A 23,678-nucleotide genomic window follows, 5' to 3' on the forward strand; every position below is an offset into this window, starting at 1 on the left:
AATGCTGACCATCACGGCCGCGGCGGTGCCGCGACGGGCGGGACGCTCCCCAGCATCCGTACCATATTGATCCCTTCCGTCATGAAGTGCTGCAATGGTGTAAGCATGTAGGGCAGGGACACGCCAATGAGGATGAAGCCGCTCATCATGGTGATCGAAAAGCCGATGCCGAACAGGTTCAGCTGGGGCGCCGAGCGGGTCAGGATGCCCAGGGCCAGGTTGGTGATGAGCAGCGCGATGAGCAGCGGCAGCGACATCTGCAACCCCATGCTGAAGACGCGGCCACCCCACAGCGCAAGCTGGTGCAAGCCTTCGGTGGTCATGGGATTGGCCGAGATGGGCAGCGTGTGGAAACTGTCGGCCAGCACCGCCAGCAGCACCAGATGGCCATTGATGCTGAGGAAGACCATGGTCGCCAGCAGGTTGAAGAACTGGCTGATGACCGAGGTACGGCCCTGCGTCTGCGGGTCGAAGAAGGCGGCGAAGGACAGGCCCATGGTGGCGCTGGTAAGTTCGCCCGCAGCCTCGACGGCGGCGAACACGATGCGTATGGCCATGCCCATGGACAGGCCGATGATCAACTGCTGCAACAGGATCAGCAGGCCCGTGAGCGAACTGGGATCGAGCGCGGCCGGCAATGGCACGTCCGGCCCGAGCAGGACGCCGATGGCGCAACCCAGCAGCAGCTTGACCAGCATCGGCACGCTGGCACTACCGAACGGCGGGGCCGTGGCCAGCACGCCCAGGACGCGGGTGGTCGGCCAGATGAACATGGCGATCCAGATCTGCAGTTGCTGGCTGGTGAAATTGAGCATCGGGGCAAGGGCGGGCACAGGTCGCTGGCGCAGGCCAGCGCACGCTTACTGCACCATCGCCGGGATACCGGAAAACATCTGGTGCATGTAGTCGACGATCACGGTCAGCATCCAGGGGCCGGCCACGATCAGCGCCAGGAACACCCCGACCAGCTTGGGAATGAACGACAGGGTCTGCTCGTTGATCTGGGTGGCGGCCTGGAAGATACTCACCACCAGGCCGATCATCAATGCCGTCAGCAGCATCGGCGCGGCGATCATCAGGGTGACTTCCATGGCCTGGCGGCCCATCGTCATGACGCTTTCGGGTGTCATCCGTTCTGCTCCTAGTAAAAGCTCTGGGCCAACGACCCGATCAGCAACTGCCAGCCATCGACCAGCACGAACAGCATCAGCTTGAACGGCAGCGAGACGATGGCCGGCGACATCATCATCATGCCCATCGCCATGAGGATACTGGCGACCACCATGTCGATGATCAGGAACGGGATGAAGATGGCGAATCCGATCTGGAACGCGGTCTTGAGCTCGCTGGTGACGAAGGCCGGCACCAGGATGCGCAGCGATACATCTTCCGGACCTTGCAGGTCGGGCGTGCGCGACAGTTTCACATACAGCGCCAGGTCGGCCTGGCGGGTCTGCTTGAGCATGAATTCCTTGAGCGGCGCCGATCCCTTCTCGAGCGCCTCCATCATCTGGATCTTGTTCTCGGAAAACGGTTGGTAGGCCTCGGTGTAGATGCGGTCGAACACCGGTCCCATCACGAAGAAGGTCAGGAACAGCGCCAGTCCCAGCAGCACCTGCGAGGGGGGGGTGGACTGCGTGCCCAAGGCCTGTCGCAGCAGCGACAGGACGATGATGATGCGGGTGAAGCAGGTCATCATCAACATCGCCGCCGGGATGAACGACAATGCCGTCAGCATCAGCATCGTCTGGATCGGCAGCGAGTAGTTGGTGCCGCCGCCCGGGGCCGGGGTACTGGTCAGTGCCGGGATGCCACCTTGCTGTGCCGATGCCGCCAGCGGCAGGCACAACAGGAGAAGGACCAGGATGCTCGGCGAGCCCAGTGCCGCCAGTGCGCGGCGCCAGGTGGACCAGGCTGCATCGTGCTGCAAGTTATCGTGTGCTGCCATCATTGCCTGTGCGGGAGCCGGAAGGGGCCCCGCCGTTTCGTTTATCCATCGTTTGCTTGAGCCAGCTGGCAAAGGCCGGGCCGGCCGCCGGCGCCACCTGGGACGCCACGTGTTCCTGGCGCGGCATGGTGGTGAGCGCATTGACACGCCCTGGCGCCACGCCCACGACGATCCATTGGTCGCCGACCTCGACCACCATCACCCGTTCACGGGTGCCGACGCTGACGCCGCCGATCACGCGCGCGGCACTGTTGCCCGAGAGCGCGCGGGTCAGGCCGGCGCGCTTGAGCACCCAGGCCACGCCGGCCATCACGGCCAGCACCGCCAGCAAGCCCAGCAGCATGGTGACGACGCTGCCACTGGTCGATGGCAAGGTCGCGTTGGCCGCGCTGGCGGCATTGGCCGGCGGCGTTGCCGGGGCGGCGGGGGCGTTGTTGAGGGTGGCCTGTGCAAGGGCTTGATTGGCCAGCAGCACGCAGCTGCCTGCCGCTGCCAGCCATCGGATCACGCCGCGGCCGTGGCCGCTGGCGCGAGAGAGGGGGAAAAGACGCTTCATCGAATAAAGGCTGCTCCGCTCAGCGGTTGAGCTTGCGAATGCGTTCGGCGGGCGTGATGATATCGGTCAGGCGGATACCGAACTTGTCGTTGACCACCACCACTTCGCCCTGGGCGATCAGGCAGCCGTTGACCAGCACATCCATCGGTTCGCCGGCCATGCCGTCCAGTTCCACCACCGAGCCCTGCGCCAGTTGCAGCAGGTTCTTGATGGCAATCTTGGTGCGTCCCAGTTCGACCGTCAGCTGCACCGGGATATCGAGGATGAAATCGATATCGTTGGGGGTGTTGGTCTGGATGTCGGCCGAGCTCAGGTCCTTGAACACGGTGGCGGTGGCGACCGAGGCATTGATGCCGGCTTCGTCGTCCATCTGGCCTTTTTTCTGCGACTCTTCGGCTTTGGTCTGCTCGGCCATGGCCGCGCCCCACGGATCATCCTCCGCCGCGCCTTGACCTGCTACGTTCTCATCAGCCATTACTACTCTCCTTGAAAGCTTTCCGGTGGTTCATTCTGGGTGATGGACAGCAGCTTCTCGACGCGCAGGGCGTATTGGCCATTGAGCTGGCCGTAGCTGCATTCCATCACGGGCACGCCGTCGACCTGTGCATTGACGGTGGGCGTGCTCTGCAGCGGGATCACATCGCCCACCTGCATGTTGAGCAGGTCGGTAAAGTTGACGCGGGCGGTGCCAAAATTGACGATCAGTTCGACCTCGGCGGTCTGGATCTGCTGCTTCATCAGCCGGATCCAGCGCTTGTCCACTTCGAGCGCCTCACCCTGCATGCTGCTGGTGAGGCGGTCACGCACCGGCTCGATCATCGAGTACGGGGTGCAGATGTGGATTTCGCCACTGACCGGGCCGAGTTCGACCGTGAAGGTGGTGGACACCACCACCTCGTTGGGGGTGGCGATGTTGGCAAACTGGGTGTTCATCTCTGAACGAATGAACTCGAATTCGATCGGGTAGATGGGTTCCCAGGACTTGGCGTAGGTCTCGAAGGTGATTTCCAGCACGCGCATGATGATGCGCTGCTCGGTGGGCGTGAATTCACGACCTTCGATACGGGTATGGAAACGGCCATCGCCACCGAACATGTTGTCGACCAGCATGAACACGAACTGCGGGTCGAACACCACCAGCCCGATACCGCGGAAGGGCTTGATGTGAACCAGGTTCAGGTTGGTCGGCACCACCAGGTTGCGGATGAATTCGCTGTACTTGGATACCTTCACCGGACCCACCGAGATCTCGGCGGTGCGGTGGATGAAGTTGAACAGGCCGATGCGGAACAGGCGAGCGAAGCGCTCGTTGATGATTTCCAGCGTCGGCATGCGTCCGCGGACGATGCGCTCTTGCGTCGCAAGATTATAGGTACGTACCGTACCAGGCGCTTCTTCGACGATCTTTTCTTCGTCTTCGTCGCCCGTGACACCCTTCAGAAGGGCATCGACTTCTTCCTGTGATAGAAAGTGCTCGGCCATGGTCTGTGACTTGATTCCCTTGTTACTGCTGCTGGATCACGAATGACGTATAGAACACGTCATTGATGACAGGACCCTTGCCCTTGCCGGAGAAGGGTTCGCCCAACTGGTCGACGATCTCGTCGGTGAGGCGGCGCTTGCCTTCGCTGCTCAGCAGCTCGGAGGCTTTCTTGCTGGACAATACCATCAGCAGGCGGCTGCGCACCTGGGGCATGAACAGCTTGAGCGATTCCGCGGTCGGGCCGTCCGGCACTTGCAGCGTCATCGCCACCTGCAGGTACTGGTCGCCCGTTTCCTGCTGCAGGTTGACCACGAACGGTTCGATGACCACGAAGGTCGGTGCCTTGGCCTCGGCCTTTTCCTCGGCGTGATCGTCGCCGCCTTTTTTCTTGCCGCCCATCATGAAGAACGCCGCGGCGCCACCAATGACCAGCACCAGGACGGCACCGACGATGATGAACAGCATCTTCTTGCTGGACTTGGCTGGAGCTGCTTCTGCTTCGGCTCCCTTGGCGGGAGCTTTTCCTTTCGTGGCCATCTACTTCTTCCTTTCAGTTCGTCAGCGCGTATTGCTTGGATGTGATGCTTATCGGCAAAGAATTCTTGTTGTTGAGTCCGGCGCGGACGATAAATCGAATCCCCGGTACTGCGGTAAGGCGTATTGCATCTTGGGTCGGGCCAATCAGGCGAAGGTGTCGACGATGCCCAGGCCGCCGCTGGCGGTGACCGGCGTGGTCACGGCCAGCACTTCGGCTTCGGCGTCGTCGCCGAAGGCACGGCCCGACGACGACCTGGCAGCTTGCTGGCCTTGGCCCTGCTGCTGGTTCGGCATGCCGGTGTTGACGGTGGCCTGGCCCAGCTGGATACCAGCCTGTTCCATCATTTCGCGCAGGCGCGGCATGGCGTTCTCGAGCGCCTGCTTGACCTCGGGCTGGGCCGTGGTGAAAGTGGCGTCTGCCTGCGAATTGTTCACGCTCAGCACCACCTGCAGCGGGCCCAGGTCGGGCGGGTTCAGCGACAGGGTGGCGCTCTGGAGGCCGCCGCTGACCATCCAGGTGACCTTCTGGCCCACTGCCTGGTCCCAGCCGGCGCTGCCCACATTGGGCTGGATCTTGTCGGTATAGGTGCCAAACACCGCTTGTGGCTGGGCTGCCGCCACGGCTTGCTGCATGGCGGGCAGGGCCACCGGCGCCGGGGTGAGCGGGGCGTTGTCCTGGCGCAGGTTGAACGCATCGGCGGCCGTCTTGGCGCCTTGCGCCCGCGCGGCCACGGCCGTCAGGTCGGCCTGGGGCGTGGCGGCCTTGCCTTCGGCGCCCAGCTCGGCCGGCGACTTCTCGCCCGCCTTGGCCGCACGGGCGGCGTCGAGCTGGTTCTGTTGCGCCAGGTCGGGTGTGGCCTCCTTCTTGCTGTTGGCAAGCGCGCTGTCCTGCACTGCCGCGAAATCGGTTTTCTTGCCGCGACCCTCGGTAGCCGGCTGGTCCTCGCCCTGCAGCGACAGCTTGGGCGCGCCGCGCTTGGCCTGTGCCAGCAGGTCGCCTTCGGTGCTCTCGCCCTTATCGTCGCCGACCGGCTTGACCGCGTTCTGCTCGAGGTTGGCCACCAGTGCCAGCAGCTGGGCCGATGCGGCGGTGTCGGTATCGTCGTCCTGGTCGCTGTCGTCGTCCTTCTTGGCGCTGTCGGCGTCGGCCTTCCTGGTGCCCGAACTGCTGGCGCTCTGCTGCTGTGGCGCCGGCTGGGCCGGTTGCGCGGCTTCCTTTTCTGGTGCCTTGGGCTGGTCTTGCTGGTGGCTCTCGGCGTTGCGGCTGTTGACCTGGCTGCTGAGCACCTGCTTGAAGGGCGCCTCGGCGCTGAAGCTGTCGGCCTGGTTGGACGAGCGCGATGCGGTGGCTTGCGAGCCGGAAACCACATTCAACAGCGGCAGGGAAGTATTCATGATGGGCGTCGGTCCAGTGGTTCGGCTCGTTTGTTCGTCGGTCGTAATCGTCGGTGCTGCTGTGCTTAGCGCTTGTAGAAGAACATGCGGGCCGCGTGTTCGTCCATGGCCTTCTGGTCGCGCTTGTTTTCTTTCTTCAGTTCCTTGTCGCGGGCACGCGTGGCCAGCGTGTTGTACGACATGCGCTTGCGCTCGCACGCCTGCCACGCCAGGCGCGATTCGGCCACCCGTTGCTGGCTGCTGCGCACCACGTTTTCCTGGCCCTCGATGGCGACATCGATCTTCTCGAGGAACAGCTGGAAATTGCGATAGCTCAACGCCGTCAGCCCGGTCGTCAATGTGTCCTGGAACCGTGCCGCGTAGTCGTCGCGGTACTGTTGCAGGATGCCAAGCTTCTGCTGCGCTTCCTCGCTGACGCGCACGGCCCGGCCGAGGCGCTTGGTCGCTTCGTCGGTCTCTTTGGTCGCCAGGTCGATCAGCGTGTCGAGTGCAGAGGGGGTAGCCATGGTAGTACGATTATATTTTTGGGCGAAGGTGCTCAATCACCCGAATAGAGCGGTAAGTTGCCTCAAGCTCTCTGATACATCCGCCTGCTCGTGGATGCCTTGCTGCAAGAATGCTTCGATCCTTGGCAATAAGGCAATGGCTTCGTCCAGGATCGGGTCGGAACCGGCAGCGTAGGCACCCACGCTGATGAGGTCGCGGTTGCGCTGGTAGCGCGAGTACAGCTGCTTGAGATGCCGCGCCCGGCGTTGATGTTCCGGGGTGGTGATGCTGTGCATGGCGCGGCTGATCGATTGTTCGATATCGATGGCGGGATAATGCCCGGCTTCGGCCAGTTGACGGTTCAGCACGATGTGGCCGTCCAGGATCGCGCGCGCGGCGTCGGCAATCGGATCCTGCTGGTCGTCACCCTCGGTGAGCACGGTGTAGAACGCGGTGATCGAGCCGCCACCCTCGTCGCCGTTGCCGGCCCGTTCGACCAGCGCCGGCAGCTTGGCGAATACCGACGGCGGGTAGCCCTTGGTGGCCGGTGGCTCGCCGATGGCCAGCGCGATCTCGCGCTGTGCCATGGCGTAGCGGGTCAGCGAATCCATGATCAGCAGCACATCCTTGCCCTGGTCGCGAAAGTGCTCGGCAATGGCGGTGCAATAGGCTGCGCCCTGCAAGCGCATCAGTGGCGGGGTGTCGGCCGGCGCGGCCACGACCACGGAACGGGCGCGCCCCTCGGGGCCGAGGATTTCCTCGATGAACTCCTTGACCTCGCGACCACGTTCGCCGATCAGCCCGACCACGATCACGTCGGCCGAGGTATAGCGGGCCATCATGCCCAGCAGTACGCTCTTGCCGACGCCTGAGCCGGCGAACAGTCCCATGCGCTGGCCGCGGCCCACGGTAAGCATGCTGTTGATGGCGCGCACACCGGTGTCGAGGATGTCGCGGATCGGTGCCCGGCCCAGCGGGTTGGCGGCGCGCACCGACAAGGGCGCGGAGCGCTCGGTATGGAGGGCGCCGTAATTGTCGAGCGGGCGGCCGGCGCCGTCCAGCACCCGGCCCAGCAATTCGTCACCGACCGGCAGGCGCCGGCTGTGCTCGTCGCTGCGTTGCGGGGTGAAGGCGATGGGGCCGGTGCGCGGTGGTGGCTTGACCGGTTCGACCGGGAACACCCGGGTGCCGGGCACGATGCCTTCGACATCGCTTTGCGGCATCAGGAACAGTCGATCGTCCTGGAAACCGACCACTTCGGCCTCGATCATGGTGCCATTGGGCAGTGGCACGTTGCACGGGCTGCCCACCGGCAACTTCAAGCCGACCGCTTCCATCACCAGGCCCGCCACGCGCGTGATGCGGCCGGCGGTCTGGGTCGCCTCGGTCATCTCGACCAGGCTGCGGCAGTTGTGCAGGTAGGCGCGCCACAGGCTGCTGTGGGATGGCATCGGCGAATTCATGCGACGCTCCCGAACGATGCGGCGGGGTGGGCGTGAGGCGCTGTCATGACGTCAGTCCAGCCAGTCGAGCTTGCGTGAAAGCGACTCGGCCAGGCGCTTCCAGCGGGTCTCGGCAGTGGCGTCGATCTGGTTGGTGCGGGTGGCGATGCGGCAGCCGCCGCGCGAGATCTGCGGGTCTTCCTCGATCTTCCAGCCGTGCTGGGCCAGCTCTTGTTCCATGTGTTCGCGCACCAGCGCGGCGTCGTCCGGATGCAGCGTGACGGTGGCCGGCAACTGCAGTACCGGCAAGGTCTGGATGGCTTCGCTGACGGTCGGCAGGACCAGTTCGGGTTGCACCTTGAGCGCGGTCTTGAGCATCGCCTTGGCCAGGTCCAGCGCCAGGCCGAGCAGTTCGGGCGCCATGGTCTCGCTGCACTGGGCCACCTCGGTGCTGAAGTTGGTGGCGATCTGGCGCAGGTGGGCGATGGTTTCGTTGACTTCCTTCTGGCCCTGCTGCAGCCCGGCCATGTAGCCCTCGGCGCGTCCGGCTTCCAGCCCGTGCTGGCGGCCCTCGGCGAAGGCCTCCTGGCGCGCGGCCTCGCGGATGGCGTCGAGCTGCTCGGCCGTCAGTTGCGGCGGTGGTGGGGGTTCCTCGAGATCGTCCTCCTCCACCGGCTCGGGCGGCGGCGGCTCCGGCTCGGGCTCGTTGAAAGACGCCAGCTCCCATCGCTGGTAGGGCGTCATTTCTTCCTTGGGAATGATCTTCGCACGCATCTCTACATTCACTCCAGCTCTAACAGGCAGGCGAACACGGTGCGATGGTCGCCGCCTTGACTTGCGTCATCAGACGAAGGCGTCCTCGCCCTTGGCGCCCAGCACGATCTGGCCTTCGTCGGCCAGGCGGCGCACGATCTGCAGGATCGCCTTCTGCTGCGCGTCGACCTCGGACAGGCGCACCGGCCCCTTGGATTCGAGATCTTCCTTCATCATCTCCGCCGCACGCTGCGACATGTTGGCGAAGATCTTGTCGCGCAGCCCTTGCGATGCACCCTTGAGCGCAACGATGAGCGACTCGGACTGGACTTCGCGCAGCAGCAACTGGATGCCGCGGCCATCGATATCGATGACGTTCTCGAAGACGAACATCTCGTCCATGATCTTCTGCGCCATGTCCTCGTCGTAGGAGCGCAGGTTGTTCATCACCGAAGTCTCGTTCTCGCCCGACATGAAGTTGAGAATCTCGGCCGCGGTGCGGATACCACCCATCTGTTGCTTCTTGAGGCTTTCGTTGCCCGTCAGCAGCTTGGTCAGCACGTCGTTGAGCTCGCGCAGCGCGGCTGGCTGGACGCCGTCGAGGGTGGCAATACGAAGGATCACATCGTTGCGCAGACGTTCCGTGAAATTGTTCATGATGCCGCAGGCATGGTCGCGCTCGAGGTGCACCAGGATGGTGGCGATGATCTGCGGGTGCTCGTTGCGGATGAGTTCGGCCACCGATTGCGCATCCATCCACTTGAGGCTTTCGATGCCGCTGGCATCACGCCCGCCCAGGATACGGTTGAGCAGCGAGGTGGCCTTGTCGTCGCCCAGGGCCTTGGTCAGCACGCTGCGGATGTATTCGTCCGAATCCAGGCCCAGCGACGACGCCTGGCCGGTTTCGGCGACGAAGTCCTCGAGCACGGCATTGATGTCCTCGAAGCTGATGTTCTTGAGGGCGGACATGGCCGCGCCGAGCTTCTGGACTTCACGGGGCCCGAGATACTTCATGACCTCGGCGGCTTCGTCTTCGCCCAGTGCCAGCATCAGGATGGCACCTTTCTGAACGCCGTCGTTACTCATTGTTCACCCATGTCTTAATGATGCTTGCCACCAGTTTCGGATCGTTCTTGGCCCACTGCTTGGCGGTTTCGAGATTGGCCTTGTACTGCGCGCGCTCGTCGATGGCCGGCTCGCCGGACAGGTTGACGATGGCATCCGGATCGTCCGGATCGAACCCGGCGGCGGCAGCGGCGGCGGCGGCTTCGGCTTCGGCCTCGGCTTTTTCCTTGGCCAGGCGTTCGCGTTCCTCGCGGCCCGACAGCTTCCAGATGATCGGGCGCAGCACACCGAAGTAGAGGTACAGCAACACCGCGGCCAGCAGCACGTACTTGCCGATTTCCTTGGCCAGCTCGATCATGCCGGGTTGCTTCCAGAGCGGCACTTCCGGTTCCAGGTCGGTATTGAACTGGGTGTTGACCACGTTGAGCGAGTCGCCGCGATCCTTGTTGAAGCCCATCGCTTCGCGCACCAGGTCGGTGATCTGGTTGCGCTCGGCCTCGGTCAGCGGACGCATGACGATCTTGCCGGTGTTGTCCAGCGTGCGCTTGTAGTTGACCACCACGGCGACGGTCAGGCGACGCACGCCGCCGATCGGCTGCTGGGTGTAGCGCACGGTCTTGTCGACTTCGTAGTTGACCGTCTCGTCCTTGCGCGAATTGCCCTGCGAGCTGGCCGTCGGTGCCGCCGGTGCGGCCGCGCCGGCCTGGCCCTGCGCGTTGGCGGCGGCCGGGTTGACGATCGGCGCGGTGGCCGGGGCAGGGGGCTGGTTGCTCAGTGCACCCGGGATGCCCGAGGTGCCGGACGACGAATTGGACGCTTCGCTGCTCTGCTTGCTGCGCACGGCGGCGGTGTCCTGGGTCTGGTTCGGCTTGTAGGCCTCGGAGGCCTGCTCGGTGCGCGAGAAGTCGATGTCGGCCGTGGCTTCGGCGCGCACGTTGCCGTTGCCGACGATCGGCGCGATGATCGATTCGACCCGCTTGACGATGTCCTGCTGCATGTCCTGGACATACTTCAGCTGGGTCGGGTCGAGGGTATTGGTCTGGGCTTGCTTGGTGGTGTCGGACAGCAGGTTGCCGTTCTGGTCGACGATGGTCACCGCCTTGGGCGACAGTTCAGGTACGCTGCTGGCCACCAGGTGGACGATGGCGCTGACTTGCTGGCCATCCAGGAAGCGGCCCGGGTACAGGCTCAGCACCACCGACGCGGTCGGCTTTTGCTGGTCGCGCACGAACACCGACGCCTTGGGCAGGGCCAGGTGGACGCGCGCCGATTGCACCGACGACAGCGATTGCACCGAACGCGCCAGTTCGCCTTCGAGTGCGCGCTGGAAATTGACCTGCTCGAGGAACTGCGATACGCCCAGCTTCTGGTTCTCCATCACTTCGAAGCCGACGTTGCCGCCCTTGGGCAAGCCTTGTGCGGCCAGCTTCAGGCGCGCATCGTGCACCATGTTCTCGGGCACCAGGATGGCCGAGCCGCCATCCGAGTACTTGTAGGGCACGTTCATGGTCTGCAGCGAAGCCACGATGGCGCCGCCATCGCGGTCGTTGAAGTTGGAGAACAGGACCCGGTATTCGATCTTCTGGCTCCACATCCAGATGCCGATCATCAGCGCCACGGTAGCAGCGGCTGCGATGATGAGCAGGATGCGGCGGCCTTGCGGCGAGCGGGCATAGCCCATCACGCCGGGTGGCGGCGACGGCGGGGCCGTCCCGTCGCCGGGCACGCCTTGATTGTTGGAGTCGCTGGTCATCGTACCGTCGGCTGCTACCGCCATGATTTGTCCTTTGGCGCGCCCTCGGTTGCCGGCTTGATAATGACTTTGTCCACTGCTTACCTGCCCTCGAATAGGATTTTTGCTCAGTGTGGATTGTCCGTGCGGCGAGGGAATTTGATCGCCCGAACAGACCTGAAAATTACCCGCTTATTGTTGCGAGATGTAAATGCAATCATGCTAAGGTGCTGATCTATAAGGAATTAGTGCGTTCGGGCGTGTCGCAAGCGCCCAAAAGCTGATCAAGGAGCTAGCAAAATGGCCGTACAAAGTGTGATCGATACCAGCCGCATCGAGGCGATGGTGGCCCAGTTGAAGGCAGCTGCGGCCAAGGCCCAGGGCGTATCCGAAATTGCCCGGCCGGGCGCGTTGCAGGCCGAAAAGGCCGCGCCCCGGGTCGACTTCGCCGATGTGCTCAAGGGCGCGATGGACCAGGTCAACACTTCGCAGCAGAGCGCCGCGAAGATGTCCCAGGCGTTCGCCCTGGGCGATGACAACGTGAACCTGTCGGATGTGATGATCGCCGGCCAGAAGGCCAGCATCTCGTTCCAGACCAGCATTCAGGTGCGCAACAAGCTGGTGTCTGCCTACCGCGACATCATGACCATGCAGGTGTGAGCGCCGGCTGGGTCGGACGGTATGCCAGAAGGGCGTCTGCGGGCGCCTTTTTTGTTGCCGGGTGCGATGTTTATTTCTTGCGGGGAAATAAACCGGTATCGACCGCTCTTTCCATGCTGCAATGCCAGGAATTTCCGGCCGTAAAAAAAGCCTGCAATGCAGGCTTTTTTCGGTGGGGGGCGGCGGTTACATCATGCCGGAGGCCTTGGCGTTCTGTTCGCGCTCGAGCTTGGTGATGAAGCGCTGGATGGCGGCCAGCACCGCGCGCGGGATATCGATGAATTCGCAGCCATAGCGATTGACGGTCTTGCCGGTGGTCAGCTTGAATTCCTTGCAGTCGCGGACCTGCAACTTGACCGATACCAGCGTGTTGTCGGTCAGTTCGAGCTGGCAGTCTTCGTAGATCACGCCCACGGTGGTCGGCAGGATCTTCTTTTCGTCGGTAATGCCCACGCCGCCGGCGCTGATGTTGTTGAGCATCGTGACGATGGTGATGAACGAACCATCGGCCTGGGTGACGCGGAAGGTGCAGCGCAGCGGCTTGGCAATCGGCGTGGCGATACGGAAGTATTCGCGGCGCTGCAGGCGCACCAGGCTGGCCGGGATGGCAATCTTCAGGGCCGGGCGGTTCTGGTGCTCGCAAGCGGTTGCCTGGTCGGCATTGAAGGTGATGCGAATATTGTTGTACAGCGCTTCGAAACCGATGGTCTTGCTGGCCACGATATGCTCGTTGAGCGTGGCGCTGGGTGCGGCATCGATGATGATCGAATCGTCATCGTCGTCGATATCGAGGATCGAGGTGATGACGGATTCGGAACCGCCCTTGATGAACAGGCTCAGCAACTGGTTTTTATCCAGCATGCTGGTCAGCAGGGAAAGGATTTCCCTCCGTGAGTGAACCCGGTATGGGCTGTCGTCGTCGATCTCGTCGTTGTTAGCCATCTGTGCGTCTGTACTTACGTCGAATTCAGCGAATTAAATCGCTTTCCCCCGATGGATTATTTGAGTAATTTGGTCCCGTATCATACAGCACCGGCTCTATTAATTGCATATTTTCAATACGATAAAGCCATGCAAGCAATTCTGCGACAGTCCGGTACAGCGCGGGTGGAATCTGCTGGTCGAGCTCGACCTGCATCAGCAGCGATACCAGCTCCTTGGACTCGTGGACGAACACCCCGCTTTCGCGAGCTCGGGCGATGATCGCCTCGGCCACCAGGCCGCTGCCCTTGGCCACCACGGTCGGCGCCGCGCGGCTGGCGTTGTAGGCCAGCGCGACCGCGTTCTGCAGGGGGATATTAGGCTTGTCCATCTTGTTTGACGACCAACGAGTCCAGTGAAGTGCCGGCGGCGGCCATGGCGTTGGCCAGGAGCGAGCCGTTGTTGCGCAGGGCGGCGGTGGCCGCCGGATTGTCTGCCTTCACCTGGACGTGGATCTGCTGGCCGATCAGCCTGATCGAGGCCGATACCTGGCCCAGCTGGGCGAAATTGAAGCGAACCACGCTGTGCCAGGCCGGCGCCTGCTCCGATTCAGCGTCCGGCGGTTGCCCGCCGTCGCCCTGTCCCTGGCTGATCTCCCATTCCATCTGCTGCCCCGGCCAGACTTCGCCATGCCATACCACGCGTTGCTGTTCGAGGGCGTTCAGTTGCAGGTTGACGATCTGGCCCAGCGGACTTTGCGCCGGGTCGTTCTGGTTGAGCAGGCTGATATTGCCATTGGCCTGGCGCGCCACTTGCGACTGCGGTTCCTTGAGCAACTCCTCGGCGGCACGCTTGCCCTCGGCCCAGGCCGAGACGTGCGACTCATAGAACACGCCGCTGTAGGTGATGGCGTCGTGCAGGGCGCCGGCCATCTGGCCGGCGGACGCACCGGCCTGGCCCAGCGGGGCCGGCGACGATACGTGCTTGGCGACATTGCCCTGTTGCGATGCCAGCAGCAGGCTGTCGATCAGCTTGCCGGCATTGCTCAGCGTGGTGGTGCTGCTGGTCTGGCCATTGGCCTGGCTCTGGCGTCCGGTGCCGGCCCCCAACTCTTCTGGCACGTCGGCGTTCTCGGCCACGCCGCCGGCACCGGCACCCTCGCGCTGCACCTGCTGCAGGCTCTTGAGGTCTTTCTGCATGGCCCGCCCGGCGGTGCTGAGCGCCACCGCCGCGCTCTCGTCGTCCTGCTGCAGGCTGCCTTCCTTGAGGGCGAAGGTGGGGCGGGGGTCCTTGCCGACCAGCGTCAGGACCAGCGAATCGCCGGTGCGGGCATTGGCGGGCAACACCATGCGGGCGGCGGTGTTGGCGATCCTGACCAGGAAGGTGCCGTCATTGAAGGCCGACAGCACGCGCCCGGCCATCTGCTGGCCGATGGCGATCTGGGACAGCCGGCTGACCGCTTCCTGCCTGGTATCGGCAACCGAGATGACAGCCGTCGCCGCCTCGACCGAGTTGACGGGCGTGACGGCGTTGGGAATGTCGACCCGCGGCAACATGGTCAACCGCCCATGCCGTAGGTATTGAGAAGTTTCTGTTCGGTGTGGTTGCTCTGGATCAGGGCCGACAGCCGGCGCAGGCCAGGCTCGGTGAGATTGCGAATGGCACGGTCGTCCTCGAGCACCTTGCGGATGATCTCGACCTTGCGATTGCGGTGCTGCTCGGACAGCTGGATATCGTCCTCGAGATTGCGCAGGGTGGCGATATGAACGCCGGACTGCTCTTCGAGCGAAGCGAGCAGTTCCCAGTCGCTGGCGCGTGCGGCGGCCAGCATCTGGTCGGTCAGGCGGGCGATCGACTCGTAGATCGAGATGACTTGGTCGCCGTTCATGGTCATGCCTTGGCCAGGCTCTGCCGGGCGTCAAAGGCCGGCTGCGCAGCGGGCGCACTGCCGCCACCCTGCGGATCGATCTGCTGCCATGCGTCGCGGATGCCGTCGAGCAGGCCGTGTATTTCGGTCAGGATGTCGCCATTGTTGTTGACATTGGCCTCGAACAGGCGGCGGCTCATGTATTCGTACAGCGAGTCGAGATTGAGCGCCAACTCGCCGCCGACGTCCTTGTTGAGGCTGGCGCGAAGGCCGTTGTCGATGATCAGGATGGCCTTGGTGATCGACTCGCCCTTGTGCTTGATATCGCCCTCGGCCATGTGTTTCTTGGCCATGGCAATGGCCATCAGCGCGCCGTCGAACAGCATCGTGATGAGTTTATGCGGACTGGCCGCCAATACGCCGGTCTCTATGCCGACCTTGGCATAGGCGTTGGCCCCGCGCTTAATGCTTCCGAACATGACGTTCTCCTATGCTCGCTGTTTCACCAGCATCGAATCAGCTACTGCTGCTGGACAGGCTCGACAGCTGCTGGGTCAGGTAACTCTGCGTGGACTGCATGCTCGCCAGCGTCACATTGAGCCTGTTGAACTGATTGGTGTAGGTGTCCTTCAAGGTCGACAACCGCGCCTGCACTGCCGTCTGACGGTCCGTATTGATCTTCAGGCTGGCTTGCAGGCCATTGGTCTTGGTCGCAATGATGCCGCCATCGCCCAGGATACCTTCCATCAGCGTGTTGAGCTTGGTAACAATACCACCAGTGGACGAAAACAGGTTGTCGATCCCGGCGAAATTGGCCGACGAGGCAGTGGTCAACTTGGTATTGTCCAGCGCCAGCGTGCCGTCCTTCTGGAAGCTGATGCCGATGTCGGCCAGCGAGCTGATGCCGTTACCGCCGGTGACGCTGCCAAACAGCGTACTGCGCAGTTGCGACATGATGTTCTGCACCGACGATTCGCTGGCCAGCGGCGAAGAATTGGTCGATTCGCCCAGCGTGGTCGACGGCGTCTGCTTGGTCAGGCTGGCAATCGACTTGGCCAGCGTGTTGTAGGCCGTCACGAAGCTGGTGGCCGTGGTGGTGATGCCACTGGTGTCGTTGGCGACGTTGAGCGTGAACTTGTCGTCGGCAGTGGTGACCTTGGCCAGGTTGAAGGTCACGCCCGAGACGGCGTTCTCGACCTTGTTGCTGGCGCTGGTGACGACCACGCCGTCGATCGACATCTTGGCGTCCTGGGCTTTCATCAACTGGCCCATGGTGCCGCCGGTCAGGCCGGCGTAGTCGCTGGTGCCGGTGAGCGACACGGCACTGGTGCCGGCCGGGGTCAGCACCAGGTGATCGTTGGTACCGTCGTTGCTGATGCTGGCGGTGACGCCGGCGTTGGCGGTGTTGATGGCCTGCATGACGTCATTGAGGTCGATCGCGCCGCTGCCGTTGACATCGGTGGGGTTGATCGCCACCGTGCTGTCGCCCACCTTCAGGTTCAGGGTGCCGCTGGCATAGGCCTGGCCCGGGGTGACATTGGGCGAGGTGTACTTGCCGCTCGGGTCGAAACTGAACGCGGCGAAGTCCTCGGTGCCGGTGATGCGGATGGTATTAGTCGCGCCGCTGTCCTTGGCCGACACCACCAGGTGGTCGTTGGTGCCGTCGCTGACGATGGTGGCGGTCACGCCGGCATCGCTGGAGTTGATCGCATCGCGCACGCCGGCCAGCGTGTTGGTGGCGGGCTTGATGACGGTGGTCGAGCCGTTGCCGGTCTTGATGGCCAGCAGCCCGTTTTCGAACTTGGTGGCCGGAGCGATCCCGGCCGAGCTGATCTTCTGCGCTTGCGCCAGTTGCGTCACGCCGATGGTATAGCTGCCGGAAGCGGCCTTGGAGGCGTCACGTGGCGCCTGCAGCTGGGTCACCGTGCTGGGCGTGCTGCTGTTGGGGTCGTAGGCCAGGTCGGACAGCGAATTGTTGGCCGTGATCTTGATCGTGTTGGCGGTGCCGCCGGTGTTCGATTCGAGCACCAGGCGCTCGCCACTGCCGTCCTTGACCACCGACGCGGTCACGCCTGCCTTGGCGGCGTTGATGGCGTCACGCACGCCCGACAGCGTGGCGTTGGCCTTGAGCGTGACGAAAGTGGGGGCGTTGGTGCCGACCTTGATGGCGATGGAGTCGCCTGCATTGAAGATGGTGCCGGCGGTAAAGCCCTTCGATTGCAGTTTCTGGGCCAGTATCTTGGTCGAGGTGTCGGTGTTGATGTCGGCCGTCAGCGGGTCGGTGGTCAGGCCGGTGCCGGTGCCGGCATTGCTGAGGGTGGCTTTCTGCGAGCTGAAGCTGGCCGAGGTCAGGGCCTTGATGGCGCTCTGGTAGGTCGACAGCGAACCCTTGAGGGTGCCATAGGCCGAGATCAGCGTGTTATAGCTGGTCGCCTGGTCCGTCAACGGGGTCAGTTGGGTGTTGGCCTCGGCCTGTACCAGCTTGCTGACCAGCGTGGCTACGTCGAGAGGGCCTGCGGAAGTGGAAATGGTACCGGTGGAAGTCGCCATCGTTTTGCTCCTGAATCCATGCGTTTCGCACAGCCTTGCATGCGAGCCGCGGTCAAGAGGGGCAGAAGGGCGCTCTCAAGGTCGGCGTCGATGCTTGATGACGCTGTGCGGGAAATTTAAATCCGTTATGAAATGGAGTACCGGACGCATCATATGTCGCGGCAGTGCCTGGCACATGATGTTATTCGCAGTACTACAGTTCATACCAGACTTCAGTCAGTGACAGAGTGCTGGTAAGCCCAGACGTCAGGCTTTGTCGTTAAGCAACAGGCCGCGCATCTTCTCGATCGACTTCGATATGGCAATGGCTTCTACCGTCGGGATCTGCAGCAGGACCTTGTCGGTGTCGGTATCGATGACTTTGATGACCGTCTCACCCGTGTCCTTGTCTTGAGAGAAGTTCAGCGAAGTGTTGTTGCTGGCGGCGAAATCGTTGAGCTTGGCAACGGCCGTGTCAACTTCCTTCTGTTCGGGCTTTTGTTGTGTGGCGGCGGGTGTTGCCGTAATGGCAATGGTTGACGCTACTGGAGCGGACTGCGGCACCGGCGTCGGTAATGCGTAGGCAGTGCCCGAATCCCCTATAGCTGTATTATTGATTGGGGTGATCGACATGATGTTACTCCCTTCCTTAATGGGAACGTGCGGAGAATAATAATCTATTCTCCGCACGTCATCTAATCAGCGTAGCGGATTAGCCTTGCAGCAGCGACAGAACCGACTGCGGCGACGCGTTTGCCTTCGACAACATCGCGGTACCAGCCTGTTGCAGAATCTGACCACGGGTCAGGTTGGCAGTTTCTGCGGCGTAGTCGGCGTCCATGATACGGCTGCGCGACGACGTGATGTTCTCGCTCGACACTTGCAAGTTGGCGATAACCGCGCTGAAACGGTTCTGCACCGCACCGAACTCTGCACGCTTGGACGACACCAGGCTGATGGCCTTGTCCAGGTTCTTGATTGCCTTCTGTGCATCGCTTTGAGCCGAAGGAGCGGCCACTGCCTTGTCCAGGTCCAGCTTGGCGCTGTCGATGGACTTTTGCAGGGTCACAGCCGACGAGGCCAGTGCGCTTGCCGACAGGGTCGAGCCGGTTGCGAACAGGTTGTCCAGCTTGGCCTTGGCCGAAGTGTAGGCGGCTTGCTTGGTGCTCACGCCGGAAGTGTCGCCCAGACCGATCAGGCCCTTGGCGCTGGTGCCGATGACGTCAGCGATGCTGCCATCGTTGGACAAGTCCGACAACGAGATGGTGATCTGGTCGTTGAGCTTGTTGTCGGTCACGTTGGCGCCGACTTGGAACGACAGGCTCAGCGAAGCCTTGCCGCTGGCCGACGTCGAACCAACACCTGCGCTGGCGCCCGAACCAACACCGGTGAACAGGTTTTGGCCGTTGAACTGGGTGCCGTTGAGCACGCGGAAGACTTCATCCGACAGTTGCTTGTATTCGTCGTTGAGGGTCTTGCGGTCTTGTGCGCTGTTGGTGCCGTTCGAAGCTTGAACAGCCAGCTCACGCATACGTTGCAGGTTGTCGGTAACGGTCGACAGTGCGCCTTCAGCGGTTTGCGCCAGCGAGATACCGTCGTTGGCGTTACGTTGTGCAACGGCCAGGCCCTTGACCTGGGCGTTCATGCGGTCGGCGATGGCCAGGCCAGCGGCGTCGTCCTTCGCGCTGTTGACGCGCAGGCCGGACGACAGACGTTGGATCGAGGTATTGAGCGACGATTGCGAAGTGTTCAGATTGCGTTGGGTGTTGAGCGACGCAATGTTGGTATTAATGACTGATGCCATGTTAATTCTCCTAAGATTTGAGACCGATGATACGAGTTTCAGTGCTTAACTTTGGTCTTCTACCCATGAGCCTCAGGCGTTTCAACCTCTGTTACTTGCTTTATCGGGCGGCCTTGGAAAAAGTTTAGGGCTTTTCACAAAAATCTTTTTCAGGGCCTTCCGAACTAAAACCACGTGCTTTATGTACCAAGCAAATCCTTTTTCGGCGGCCTTCCTAAAAACTTTAGGATTTTTTTCTGATGCAGGCGGGAAATTAAATTTCCCCATGGAATTGGAGTAGATCGGCGAAAAAAACGGTGCCCATATGACGACAGCCGCCCGTTCCGGTGGAAGGGGCGGCTGTGTTGCAGGCCTGCGCGGGGTCAGGCGGCCTTGCTGTCGCGTAGGGCGGCCAGCTCGATGGCCATGCGTTCGATCACGGGTTCCCAGTTGTCGTCCTCGGTCTGGCGGAACAGGCGCATGTTGGGATACCAGGGCGAGTCGTCGCGATCGAGCAGCCAGCGCCAGTCGGGGGTGCGTGCCAGCAGGGTCCAGGTACGTCCGCCCAGCGCGCCCGCCAGGTGCACCACCGAGGTGTCGACGCTGATGACCAGGTCCATGTTGGCGATGGCGGCAGCGGTATCGGCAAAATCGTTGAATTGCTCGCCGATATTGAATACCGTCGTGCGGGGTGGCAATTGCTTCAAGTCCTCGGTCGGCTTGCCCTTTTGCAGCGAGAAGAAATCGATGCCGTCGAGGTCGAACAGGGGTTGCAATTTATGCAATGCAATCGAGCGGCGGCGGTCGTTGCCGTGCTCGGGGTTGCCGCCCCAGACGATGCCCACGCGCAAGCGGCGGGGGTCGGGCGACACCTCGGCCAGCCGCAGGCGCAGGCGTTCCCGCTCGGCGGGGTCGGCCGACAGGTAGGCCGGGGATGCGGGGATATCTTCCACCGTATCGGTGCCCAGCGCGTGCGGCAGGCTCATCAGCACATATGCGCAGTCGCAGGGTGGGATCGGGTCGGTCTCCCGCACCAGCGTGACGTCCGGTGAATACGTCTCGAACAGGCGGTACAGCGGATTCTTCACATGCAGCGCCACCCGCGCGCCGCGTTGCTGCAGCAGGCCCACGTAGCGCACGAACTGGATGCTGTCGCCAAAGCCTTGTTCGTGCAGCAGCAGGATGTATTTGCCGGCCAGCGAAGACACGCCGTCCCATTTGGGGATCAGGTTGAACAGCTTGTGGATGACGCGATAGACGTGGGTGCGCTCGCGCACGATCAGGCGGCTTTCGTGGTTTTTCCAGCCTTCCTTCAGGCGTCCATGCAACAATTGTCCGAGTGACATGTTGTGCAACGCGGTGAGATAGGTTGGCTGGTTCTCGAGCGCCTTCTCGAAGTAGGACAGCGCTTCCATGGTTTTTCCCTGGTCGTGCAGCACCACGCCCAGGTTGTTATAGGTGAGGGCGTGGCGCGGGTCGATCTCGAGCGCCTTCTTGAACAGTTCCATCGCTTCGTCAATGCGCTGCTGGGTGGCGGCAATGCTGACGGCCAGGCGGGCGTAACTGTTGGGGTCCTTGGGCGCGATCTCGATGATCTGCTGGTAATGCTCGTGGGCCAGGTCGGGCTGGTCCAGTTTCAGGTAGGCATCGGCGATCTTGCTATGGGCGTAGGTATCCTTGGGGTCCATCAGCAAGGCGGTCTTGTGTGACTCCAGCGATTCCTTGTACATGCCCATCGCATAGAACGCTTCGCCCAGGGCGGTATGGGCCGGCGCAAAGCTGATGTCCAGCGCCAGCGACTTGAGGATGGTGGTGACCGCTTCGTCATAGCGCTTGGCATCGGTCAGGGCGCGACCCAGGTGCGACAGCGGGCCGGGTGCATCGGGCTCGCGTCGCACGGCGTCCTCGAAATAGGCGATCGAGGCATCCGGGTCATTCTTCTCGTGCAAGGCGTTGGCCAGCCCGATGCGGGCATCGCGAAACTCCTTGTCGATGGTGATGGCCTGTTCGTACAGCTTGATCGACTCGTCGATGCGGTCCTGCTTCAGTACCGCATTGCCCAGGCTGGTGATGTACTCGGCGTTATACGGGTCGGCGCTGACGGCACGCCGCAGGTATTGCTCGGCGATCGCATATTGGCCTTCCTGCTGGGCGATCAGGCCCCGCGCGTTGTTGGCGAAGACCAGGTTGGGGGCGCGCTTGAGTACCGCCTCGCAAAGCTCCCGGGCCGAGTCCAGCTTGAGCTCTTCCAGAAAATCAAGGCAGGCCCGCACGTCCAGCAGGTCCTGCAATTGCGGCTTGCCCGTGGGCGGAGGTGGTTTGGGACTTCCCTTGCGCGTCGACATCGATGATTTCCTTGCTCTTATTTAGTGTGCCGCCTGGCCCTTCGGGCCGGACACAATCCGATAGCCTGCATGATATGTGGCAACGCATCGGAGTGAAAGTGCGAACAGAAAGCAAAAATCCCCGTTTCACGCGCAAGCGCGACGGGGATCGGGGGGGGGCGGCAAGCGTGTCGCCGCAAAAACCAGTGGCCTACCAGCTGCGCAGCAGCCCCACGGCCAGGCCCTCGAGGGCGAAGTCGTCGGCGCCAGGCATGACGATGATGGGCTCGAAGTCGGGATTCTCGGGGAGCAGGGCGATCCCCGAGCCGGTCTTCTGGTAGCGCTTGACGGTGACGTCGTCGCCCAGGCGGGCCACCACGATCTGTCCATTGCGGGCCTGGTCGGCCTTCTTGACGGCCAGGATGTCGCCGTCGAGGATGCCTGCGTCGCGCATCGACATGCCGCGCACCTTGAGCAGGTAGTCCGGGCGCGAGGCGAACAGGGCCGGGTCGACCTGGTAGTTCTTTTCGATGTGCTCCTGAGCCAGGATGGGCGAGCCGGCGGCCACGCGACCCACCAGCGGCAACGTCAGCTGCATCAGTGCGGGGTGGGGCAGCGCCATCTGGTTGCCCAGGTTGATCCCCGTGGAGCCGCCTTCGCGCAGGCGGATACCGCGCGAGGTGCCCGGCGAGATCTCGATGGCGCCCTTGCGGGCCAGCGCCTGCAGGTGCTCTTCGGCGGCGTTGGCCGAGCGAAACCCGAGCTCGGCGGCGATCTCGGCGCGCGTGGGAGGGAAGCCGGTGTTTTCGATGGCGTTCTTGATCAGGTTGAGGATCTGTTCCTGGCGCGCGGTCAGCTTGAGCATGTTGGAGGCCTTTTTCGGGTAAAAAGGCTGTTTGTATGAACAGTCTGTATTTTTATACAGTTACATTCTTTGTGTCAACGGCAACATGACGTCGACCACCGGCGGCAATGCGTCTTATATAGATAATGTTCGGTCGAACCGGGTAGCCGAAGGCCATCTGTGGTCGCCGCGCCTCGCCTGGCGTGTCATTTCATTGCGGTGTCGCCTCGTTTCGAGTATAGTTGCCGGCTTTCCTCTTCCCACACCCGTCTTGACGCCGGGGTGGGCGTCTGTCAATAGTCCACAAGGAGTCTACATGCGTCATTATGAAATCGTATTTATCGTCCATCCGGACCAAAGCGAGCAAGTTCCGGCGATGATCGAGCGCTACAAGGGCATCGTCACCACTCGCGGCGGCAAGGTGCACCGTGTCGAAGATTGGGGCCGTCGTCAATTGGCCTATCAGATCCAGAAGCTGGCCAAGGCACACTACGTCTGCCTGAACATCGAAGTCGACAGCGAAACGCTGGCCGAAATCGAAACCGGCTTCAAGTTCAACGATGCAGTCCTGCGTCACCTGACCGTCAAGACCAAGAAGGCCGAAACCGGTCCTTCGCCAATCCTGAAGGCAGTGCAGAAGGAAGACGCGGCCAAGACCCGCACTGAAGCACCGGCAGCCTAATTGCCAGTTGCGATAGAAAGCACCAGCGGCACCAGCGCCCATGCAGAAAACCAGCTTCAAGTAACCGCCTTGCTGGCCGAACGCGATGTATTGCGTTACACACCGGCCGGTATTCCGATCGTGACTGCGAGATTGCAGCACCAGTCGGAACAGGTGGAAGCGGGTATGAAGCGCCAGGTGGAGTTCGACATGGCGGCCATGGCCGCCGGGGAAATCTCCGGTCGACTCAATCGGGCAGCGTTAGGTGGCACGTTCCGGTTCACCGGTTTTCTGGCCCGCAGGAATCGCAACAGCAAGAGCGTCGTGTTTCACATCGTTGATTTTGATCTGATCGGTTGATCCGATAGATATCACCCAATTTACAGATACAGGAGCCTCATCATGGCATTCGGTAAAAAGTTCGATAAAAGCAAACTGAAGCAAAAGCGCCAACAGCAAAACCCGCTGTTCAAGCGCAAGAAATTCTGCCGTTTCACCGCCGCTGGCGTTGAACAGGTCGATTACAAGGACGTCGAGACCCTGAAGGACTTCGTCCAGGAAAACGGCAAGATCATGCCGGCACGCCTGACCGGCACCAAGGCGCACTACCAACGTCAGGTCGACACCGCGATCAAGCGCGCACGCTACCTGGCCCTGGTGCCTTACACCGATCTGCACAACGCGTAATCGGC

Annotated in this window: 27 protein-coding genes; 4 read left to right on the forward strand and 23 right to left on the reverse strand. The window is 62.3% G+C overall.

Going from position 1 to position 23,678, the window contains the following annotated elements; all coding sequences use genetic code 11:
- Positions 1–11 precede the first annotated feature (11 nt).
- The 13 genes from fliR to fliF all read right to left on the reverse strand — a co-directional run bounded on the left by fliR (position 12) and on the right by fliF (position 11,442).
- On the reverse strand, positions 12–815 hold the full coding sequence (fliR, locus tag PMI40_RS06360) for a flagellar biosynthetic protein FliR (protein ID WP_008113316.1): 804 nt from the start codon (positions 813–815) through the stop codon (positions 12–14).
- Between the two features lie 45 nt (positions 816–860).
- Complete coding sequence (gene fliQ / locus PMI40_RS06365; RefSeq protein WP_008113317.1) at positions 861–1,130, reverse strand: flagellar biosynthesis protein FliQ; 270 nt, start codon at positions 1,128–1,130, stop codon at positions 861–863.
- An 11-nt stretch (positions 1,131–1,141) separates the two neighbouring features.
- Positions 1,142–1,948: a flagellar type III secretion system pore protein FliP gene (gene fliP / locus PMI40_RS06370; RefSeq protein WP_008113318.1), complete on the reverse strand. Its 807-nt coding sequence runs from the start codon at positions 1,946–1,948 to the stop codon at positions 1,142–1,144.
- Entirely contained in the window at positions 1,932–2,504 is a 573-nt protein-coding gene (fliO, locus tag PMI40_RS06375) for a flagellar biosynthetic protein FliO (RefSeq protein ID WP_008113319.1), read from the reverse strand. Before fliO ends, fliP begins: the two co-directional genes overlap by 17 nt.
- Positions 2,505–2,523: 19 nt before the next feature.
- Positions 2,524–2,979, reverse strand: coding sequence for a flagellar motor switch protein FliN (gene fliN / locus PMI40_RS06380; protein WP_008113320.1), 456 nt, complete (start codon positions 2,977–2,979; stop codon positions 2,524–2,526).
- A 2-nt stretch (positions 2,980–2,981) separates the two neighbouring features.
- A complete protein-coding gene (gene fliM, locus PMI40_RS06385) occupies positions 2,982–3,986 on the reverse strand; it encodes a flagellar motor switch protein FliM (RefSeq protein ID WP_008113327.1) in 1,005 nt (334 codons plus the stop codon).
- A gap of 22 nt (positions 3,987–4,008) precedes the next feature.
- Entirely contained in the window at positions 4,009–4,524 is a 516-nt protein-coding gene (gene fliL, locus PMI40_RS06390) for a flagellar basal body-associated protein FliL (RefSeq protein ID WP_008113329.1), read from the reverse strand.
- Positions 4,525–4,668: 144 nt separating this feature from the next.
- Positions 4,669–5,919 carry a flagellar hook-length control protein FliK gene (locus PMI40_RS06395; RefSeq protein WP_008113331.1) on the reverse strand — a complete coding sequence of 417 codons (1,251 nt, stop codon included), beginning with the start codon at positions 5,917–5,919 and terminating at the stop codon, positions 4,669–4,671.
- A gap of 65 nt (positions 5,920–5,984) precedes the next feature.
- Complete coding sequence (gene fliJ, locus PMI40_RS06400; protein WP_008113332.1) at positions 5,985–6,425, reverse strand: flagellar export protein FliJ; 441 nt, start codon at positions 6,423–6,425, stop codon at positions 5,985–5,987.
- Positions 6,426–6,461: 36 nt separating this feature from the next.
- Positions 6,462–7,868 (reverse strand): flagellar protein export ATPase FliI, encoded by a 1,407-nt coding sequence (fliI, locus tag PMI40_RS06405; protein WP_008113333.1) that lies wholly within the window; start codon positions 7,866–7,868, stop codon positions 6,462–6,464.
- Between the two features lie 51 nt (positions 7,869–7,919).
- Positions 7,920–8,621 carry a flagellar assembly protein FliH gene (fliH, locus tag PMI40_RS06410; RefSeq protein WP_008113335.1) on the reverse strand — a complete coding sequence of 234 codons (702 nt, stop codon included), beginning with the start codon at positions 8,619–8,621 and terminating at the stop codon, positions 7,920–7,922.
- 69 nt (positions 8,622–8,690) lie between these two features.
- A complete protein-coding gene (gene fliG, locus PMI40_RS06415; RefSeq protein WP_008113336.1) occupies positions 8,691–9,686 on the reverse strand; it encodes a flagellar motor switch protein FliG in 996 nt (331 codons plus the stop codon).
- Positions 9,679–11,442, reverse strand: coding sequence for a flagellar basal-body MS-ring/collar protein FliF (gene fliF / locus PMI40_RS06420; protein ID WP_008113338.1), 1,764 nt, complete (start codon positions 11,440–11,442; stop codon positions 9,679–9,681). Before fliF ends, fliG begins: the two co-directional genes overlap by 8 nt.
- Positions 11,443–11,697: 255 nt before the next feature.
- Here fliF and fliE point away from each other — a divergent pair, with 255 nt between their 5' ends.
- A complete protein-coding gene (gene fliE, locus PMI40_RS06425) occupies positions 11,698–12,057 on the forward strand; it encodes a flagellar hook-basal body complex protein FliE (protein WP_008113345.1) in 360 nt (119 codons plus the stop codon).
- A gap of 186 nt (positions 12,058–12,243) precedes the next feature.
- On the opposite strand, the gene PMI40_RS06430 is transcribed toward fliE, so the two are convergent.
- The 10 genes from PMI40_RS06430 to lexA all read right to left on the reverse strand — a co-directional run bounded on the left by PMI40_RS06430 (position 12,244) and on the right by lexA (position 22,346).
- Positions 12,244–12,999, reverse strand: coding sequence for a flagellar brake protein (locus PMI40_RS06430; protein ID WP_008113347.1), 756 nt, complete (start codon positions 12,997–12,999; stop codon positions 12,244–12,246).
- A gap of 25 nt (positions 13,000–13,024) precedes the next feature.
- Positions 13,025–13,369, reverse strand: a complete 345-nt coding sequence (locus PMI40_RS06435; protein WP_008113349.1) for an EscU/YscU/HrcU family type III secretion system export apparatus switch protein — start codon at positions 13,367–13,369, stop codon at positions 13,025–13,027.
- Positions 13,356–14,534: a flagellar hook-length control protein FliK gene (locus tag PMI40_RS06440; protein WP_008113350.1), complete on the reverse strand. Its 1,179-nt coding sequence runs from the start codon at positions 14,532–14,534 to the stop codon at positions 13,356–13,358. The genes PMI40_RS06435 and PMI40_RS06440 overlap by 14 nt, the downstream gene beginning before the upstream one ends.
- 2 nt (positions 14,535–14,536) lie before the next feature.
- A complete protein-coding gene (locus PMI40_RS06445) occupies positions 14,537–14,866 on the reverse strand; it encodes a flagellar protein FliT (protein ID WP_008113351.1) in 330 nt (109 codons plus the stop codon).
- A 2-nt stretch (positions 14,867–14,868) separates the two neighbouring features.
- Entirely contained in the window at positions 14,869–15,324 is a 456-nt protein-coding gene (fliS, locus tag PMI40_RS06450) for a flagellar export chaperone FliS (RefSeq protein WP_008113355.1), read from the reverse strand.
- Between the two features lie 37 nt (positions 15,325–15,361).
- Positions 15,362–17,395 (reverse strand): flagellar filament capping protein FliD, encoded by a 2,034-nt coding sequence (fliD, locus tag PMI40_RS06455; RefSeq protein WP_008113356.1) that lies wholly within the window; start codon positions 17,393–17,395, stop codon positions 15,362–15,364.
- Between the two features lie 246 nt (positions 17,396–17,641).
- Positions 17,642–18,007 (reverse strand): flagellar protein FlaG, encoded by a 366-nt coding sequence (locus tag PMI40_RS06460; protein ID WP_008113357.1) that lies wholly within the window; start codon positions 18,005–18,007, stop codon positions 17,642–17,644.
- Between the two features lie 79 nt (positions 18,008–18,086).
- Positions 18,087–19,178 (reverse strand): flagellin, encoded by a 1,092-nt coding sequence (locus PMI40_RS06465; RefSeq protein ID WP_008113358.1) that lies wholly within the window; start codon positions 19,176–19,178, stop codon positions 18,087–18,089.
- Between the two features lie 362 nt (positions 19,179–19,540).
- On the reverse strand, positions 19,541–21,502 hold the full coding sequence (locus PMI40_RS06470; protein ID WP_008113359.1) for a tetratricopeptide repeat protein: 1,962 nt from the start codon (positions 21,500–21,502) through the stop codon (positions 19,541–19,543).
- Between the two features lie 190 nt (positions 21,503–21,692).
- Positions 21,693–22,346: a transcriptional repressor LexA gene (lexA, locus tag PMI40_RS06475; protein ID WP_008113361.1), complete on the reverse strand. Its 654-nt coding sequence runs from the start codon at positions 22,344–22,346 to the stop codon at positions 21,693–21,695.
- 295 nt (positions 22,347–22,641) lie between these two features.
- On the opposite strand from lexA, the gene rpsF reads away from it, so the two are divergent.
- Genes rpsF through rpsR form a run of 3 tightly spaced genes read left to right on the forward strand, consistent with a single transcriptional unit; the run spans position 22,642 to position 23,673 of the window.
- Positions 22,642–23,007 (forward strand): 30S ribosomal protein S6, encoded by a 366-nt coding sequence (gene rpsF, locus PMI40_RS06480; protein ID WP_008113362.1) that lies wholly within the window; start codon positions 22,642–22,644, stop codon positions 23,005–23,007.
- Positions 23,008–23,346 (forward strand): primosomal replication protein N, encoded by a 339-nt coding sequence (priB, locus tag PMI40_RS06485; RefSeq protein WP_238540905.1) that lies wholly within the window; start codon positions 23,008–23,010, stop codon positions 23,344–23,346.
- Positions 23,347–23,388: 42 nt separating this feature from the next.
- Positions 23,389–23,673, forward strand: coding sequence for a 30S ribosomal protein S18 (gene rpsR, locus PMI40_RS06490; RefSeq protein WP_008113365.1), 285 nt, complete (start codon positions 23,389–23,391; stop codon positions 23,671–23,673).
- Positions 23,674–23,678: the final 5 nt, after the last annotated feature.

The organism is Herbaspirillum sp. YR522 (assembly GCF_000282575.1).
Taxonomy (GTDB): domain Bacteria; phylum Pseudomonadota; class Gammaproteobacteria; order Burkholderiales; family Burkholderiaceae_D; genus Herbaspirillum.

Bases quoted from the DNA above. Each gene is read 5' to 3' on its own strand.
- fliR (WP_008113316.1), bottom strand. From the start codon at position 815: ATGCTCAATTTCACCAGCCAGCAACTGCAGATCTGGATCGCCATGTTC.
- fliQ (WP_008113317.1), bottom strand. From the start codon at position 1,130: ATGACACCCGAAAGCGTCATGACGATGGGCCGCCAGGCCATGGAAGTC.
- fliP (WP_008113318.1), bottom strand. From the start codon at position 1,948: ATGGCAGCACACGATAACTTGCAGCACGATGCAGCCTGGTCCACCTGG.
- fliO (WP_008113319.1), bottom strand. From the start codon at position 2,504: ATGAAGCGTCTTTTCCCCCTCTCTCGCGCCAGCGGCCACGGCCGCGGC.
- fliN (WP_008113320.1), bottom strand. From the start codon at position 2,979: ATGGCTGATGAGAACGTAGCAGGTCAAGGCGCGGCGGAGGATGATCCG.
- fliM (WP_008113327.1), bottom strand. From the start codon at position 3,986: ATGGCCGAGCACTTTCTATCACAGGAAGAAGTCGATGCCCTTCTGAAG.
- fliL (WP_008113329.1), bottom strand. From the start codon at position 4,524: ATGGCCACGAAAGGAAAAGCTCCCGCCAAGGGAGCCGAAGCAGAAGCA.
- PMI40_RS06395 (WP_008113331.1), bottom strand. From the start codon at position 5,919: ATGAATACTTCCCTGCCGCTGTTGAATGTGGTTTCCGGCTCGCAAGCC.
- fliJ (WP_008113332.1), bottom strand. From the start codon at position 6,425: ATGGCTACCCCCTCTGCACTCGACACGCTGATCGACCTGGCGACCAAA.
- fliI (WP_008113333.1), bottom strand. From the start codon at position 7,868: ATGAATTCGCCGATGCCATCCCACAGCAGCCTGTGGCGCGCCTACCTG.
- fliH (WP_008113335.1), bottom strand. From the start codon at position 8,621: ATGCGTGCGAAGATCATTCCCAAGGAAGAAATGACGCCCTACCAGCGA.
- fliG (WP_008113336.1), bottom strand. From the start codon at position 9,686: ATGAGTAACGACGGCGTTCAGAAAGGTGCCATCCTGATGCTGGCACTG.
- fliF (WP_008113338.1), bottom strand. From the start codon at position 11,442: ATGGCGGTAGCAGCCGACGGTACGATGACCAGCGACTCCAACAATCAA.
- fliE (WP_008113345.1), top strand. From the start codon at position 11,698: ATGGCCGTACAAAGTGTGATCGATACCAGCCGCATCGAGGCGATGGTG.
- PMI40_RS06430 (WP_008113347.1), bottom strand. From the start codon at position 12,999: ATGGCTAACAACGACGAGATCGACGACGACAGCCCATACCGGGTTCAC.
- PMI40_RS06435 (WP_008113349.1), bottom strand. From the start codon at position 13,369: ATGGACAAGCCTAATATCCCCCTGCAGAACGCGGTCGCGCTGGCCTAC.
- PMI40_RS06440 (WP_008113350.1), bottom strand. From the start codon at position 14,534: ATGTTGCCGCGGGTCGACATTCCCAACGCCGTCACGCCCGTCAACTCG.
- PMI40_RS06445 (WP_008113351.1), bottom strand. From the start codon at position 14,866: ATGAACGGCGACCAAGTCATCTCGATCTACGAGTCGATCGCCCGCCTG.
- fliS (WP_008113355.1), bottom strand. From the start codon at position 15,324: ATGTTCGGAAGCATTAAGCGCGGGGCCAACGCCTATGCCAAGGTCGGC.
- fliD (WP_008113356.1), bottom strand. From the start codon at position 17,395: ATGGCGACTTCCACCGGTACCATTTCCACTTCCGCAGGCCCTCTCGAC.
- PMI40_RS06460 (WP_008113357.1), bottom strand. From the start codon at position 18,007: ATGTCGATCACCCCAATCAATAATACAGCTATAGGGGATTCGGGCACT.
- PMI40_RS06465 (WP_008113358.1), bottom strand. From the start codon at position 19,178: ATGGCATCAGTCATTAATACCAACATTGCGTCGCTCAACACCCAACGC.
- PMI40_RS06470 (WP_008113359.1), bottom strand. From the start codon at position 21,502: ATGTCGACGCGCAAGGGAAGTCCCAAACCACCTCCGCCCACGGGCAAG.
- lexA (WP_008113361.1), bottom strand. From the start codon at position 22,346: ATGCTCAAGCTGACCGCGCGCCAGGAACAGATCCTCAACCTGATCAAG.
- rpsF (WP_008113362.1), top strand. From the start codon at position 22,642: ATGCGTCATTATGAAATCGTATTTATCGTCCATCCGGACCAAAGCGAG.
- rpsR (WP_008113365.1), top strand. From the start codon at position 23,389: ATGGCATTCGGTAAAAAGTTCGATAAAAGCAAACTGAAGCAAAAGCGC.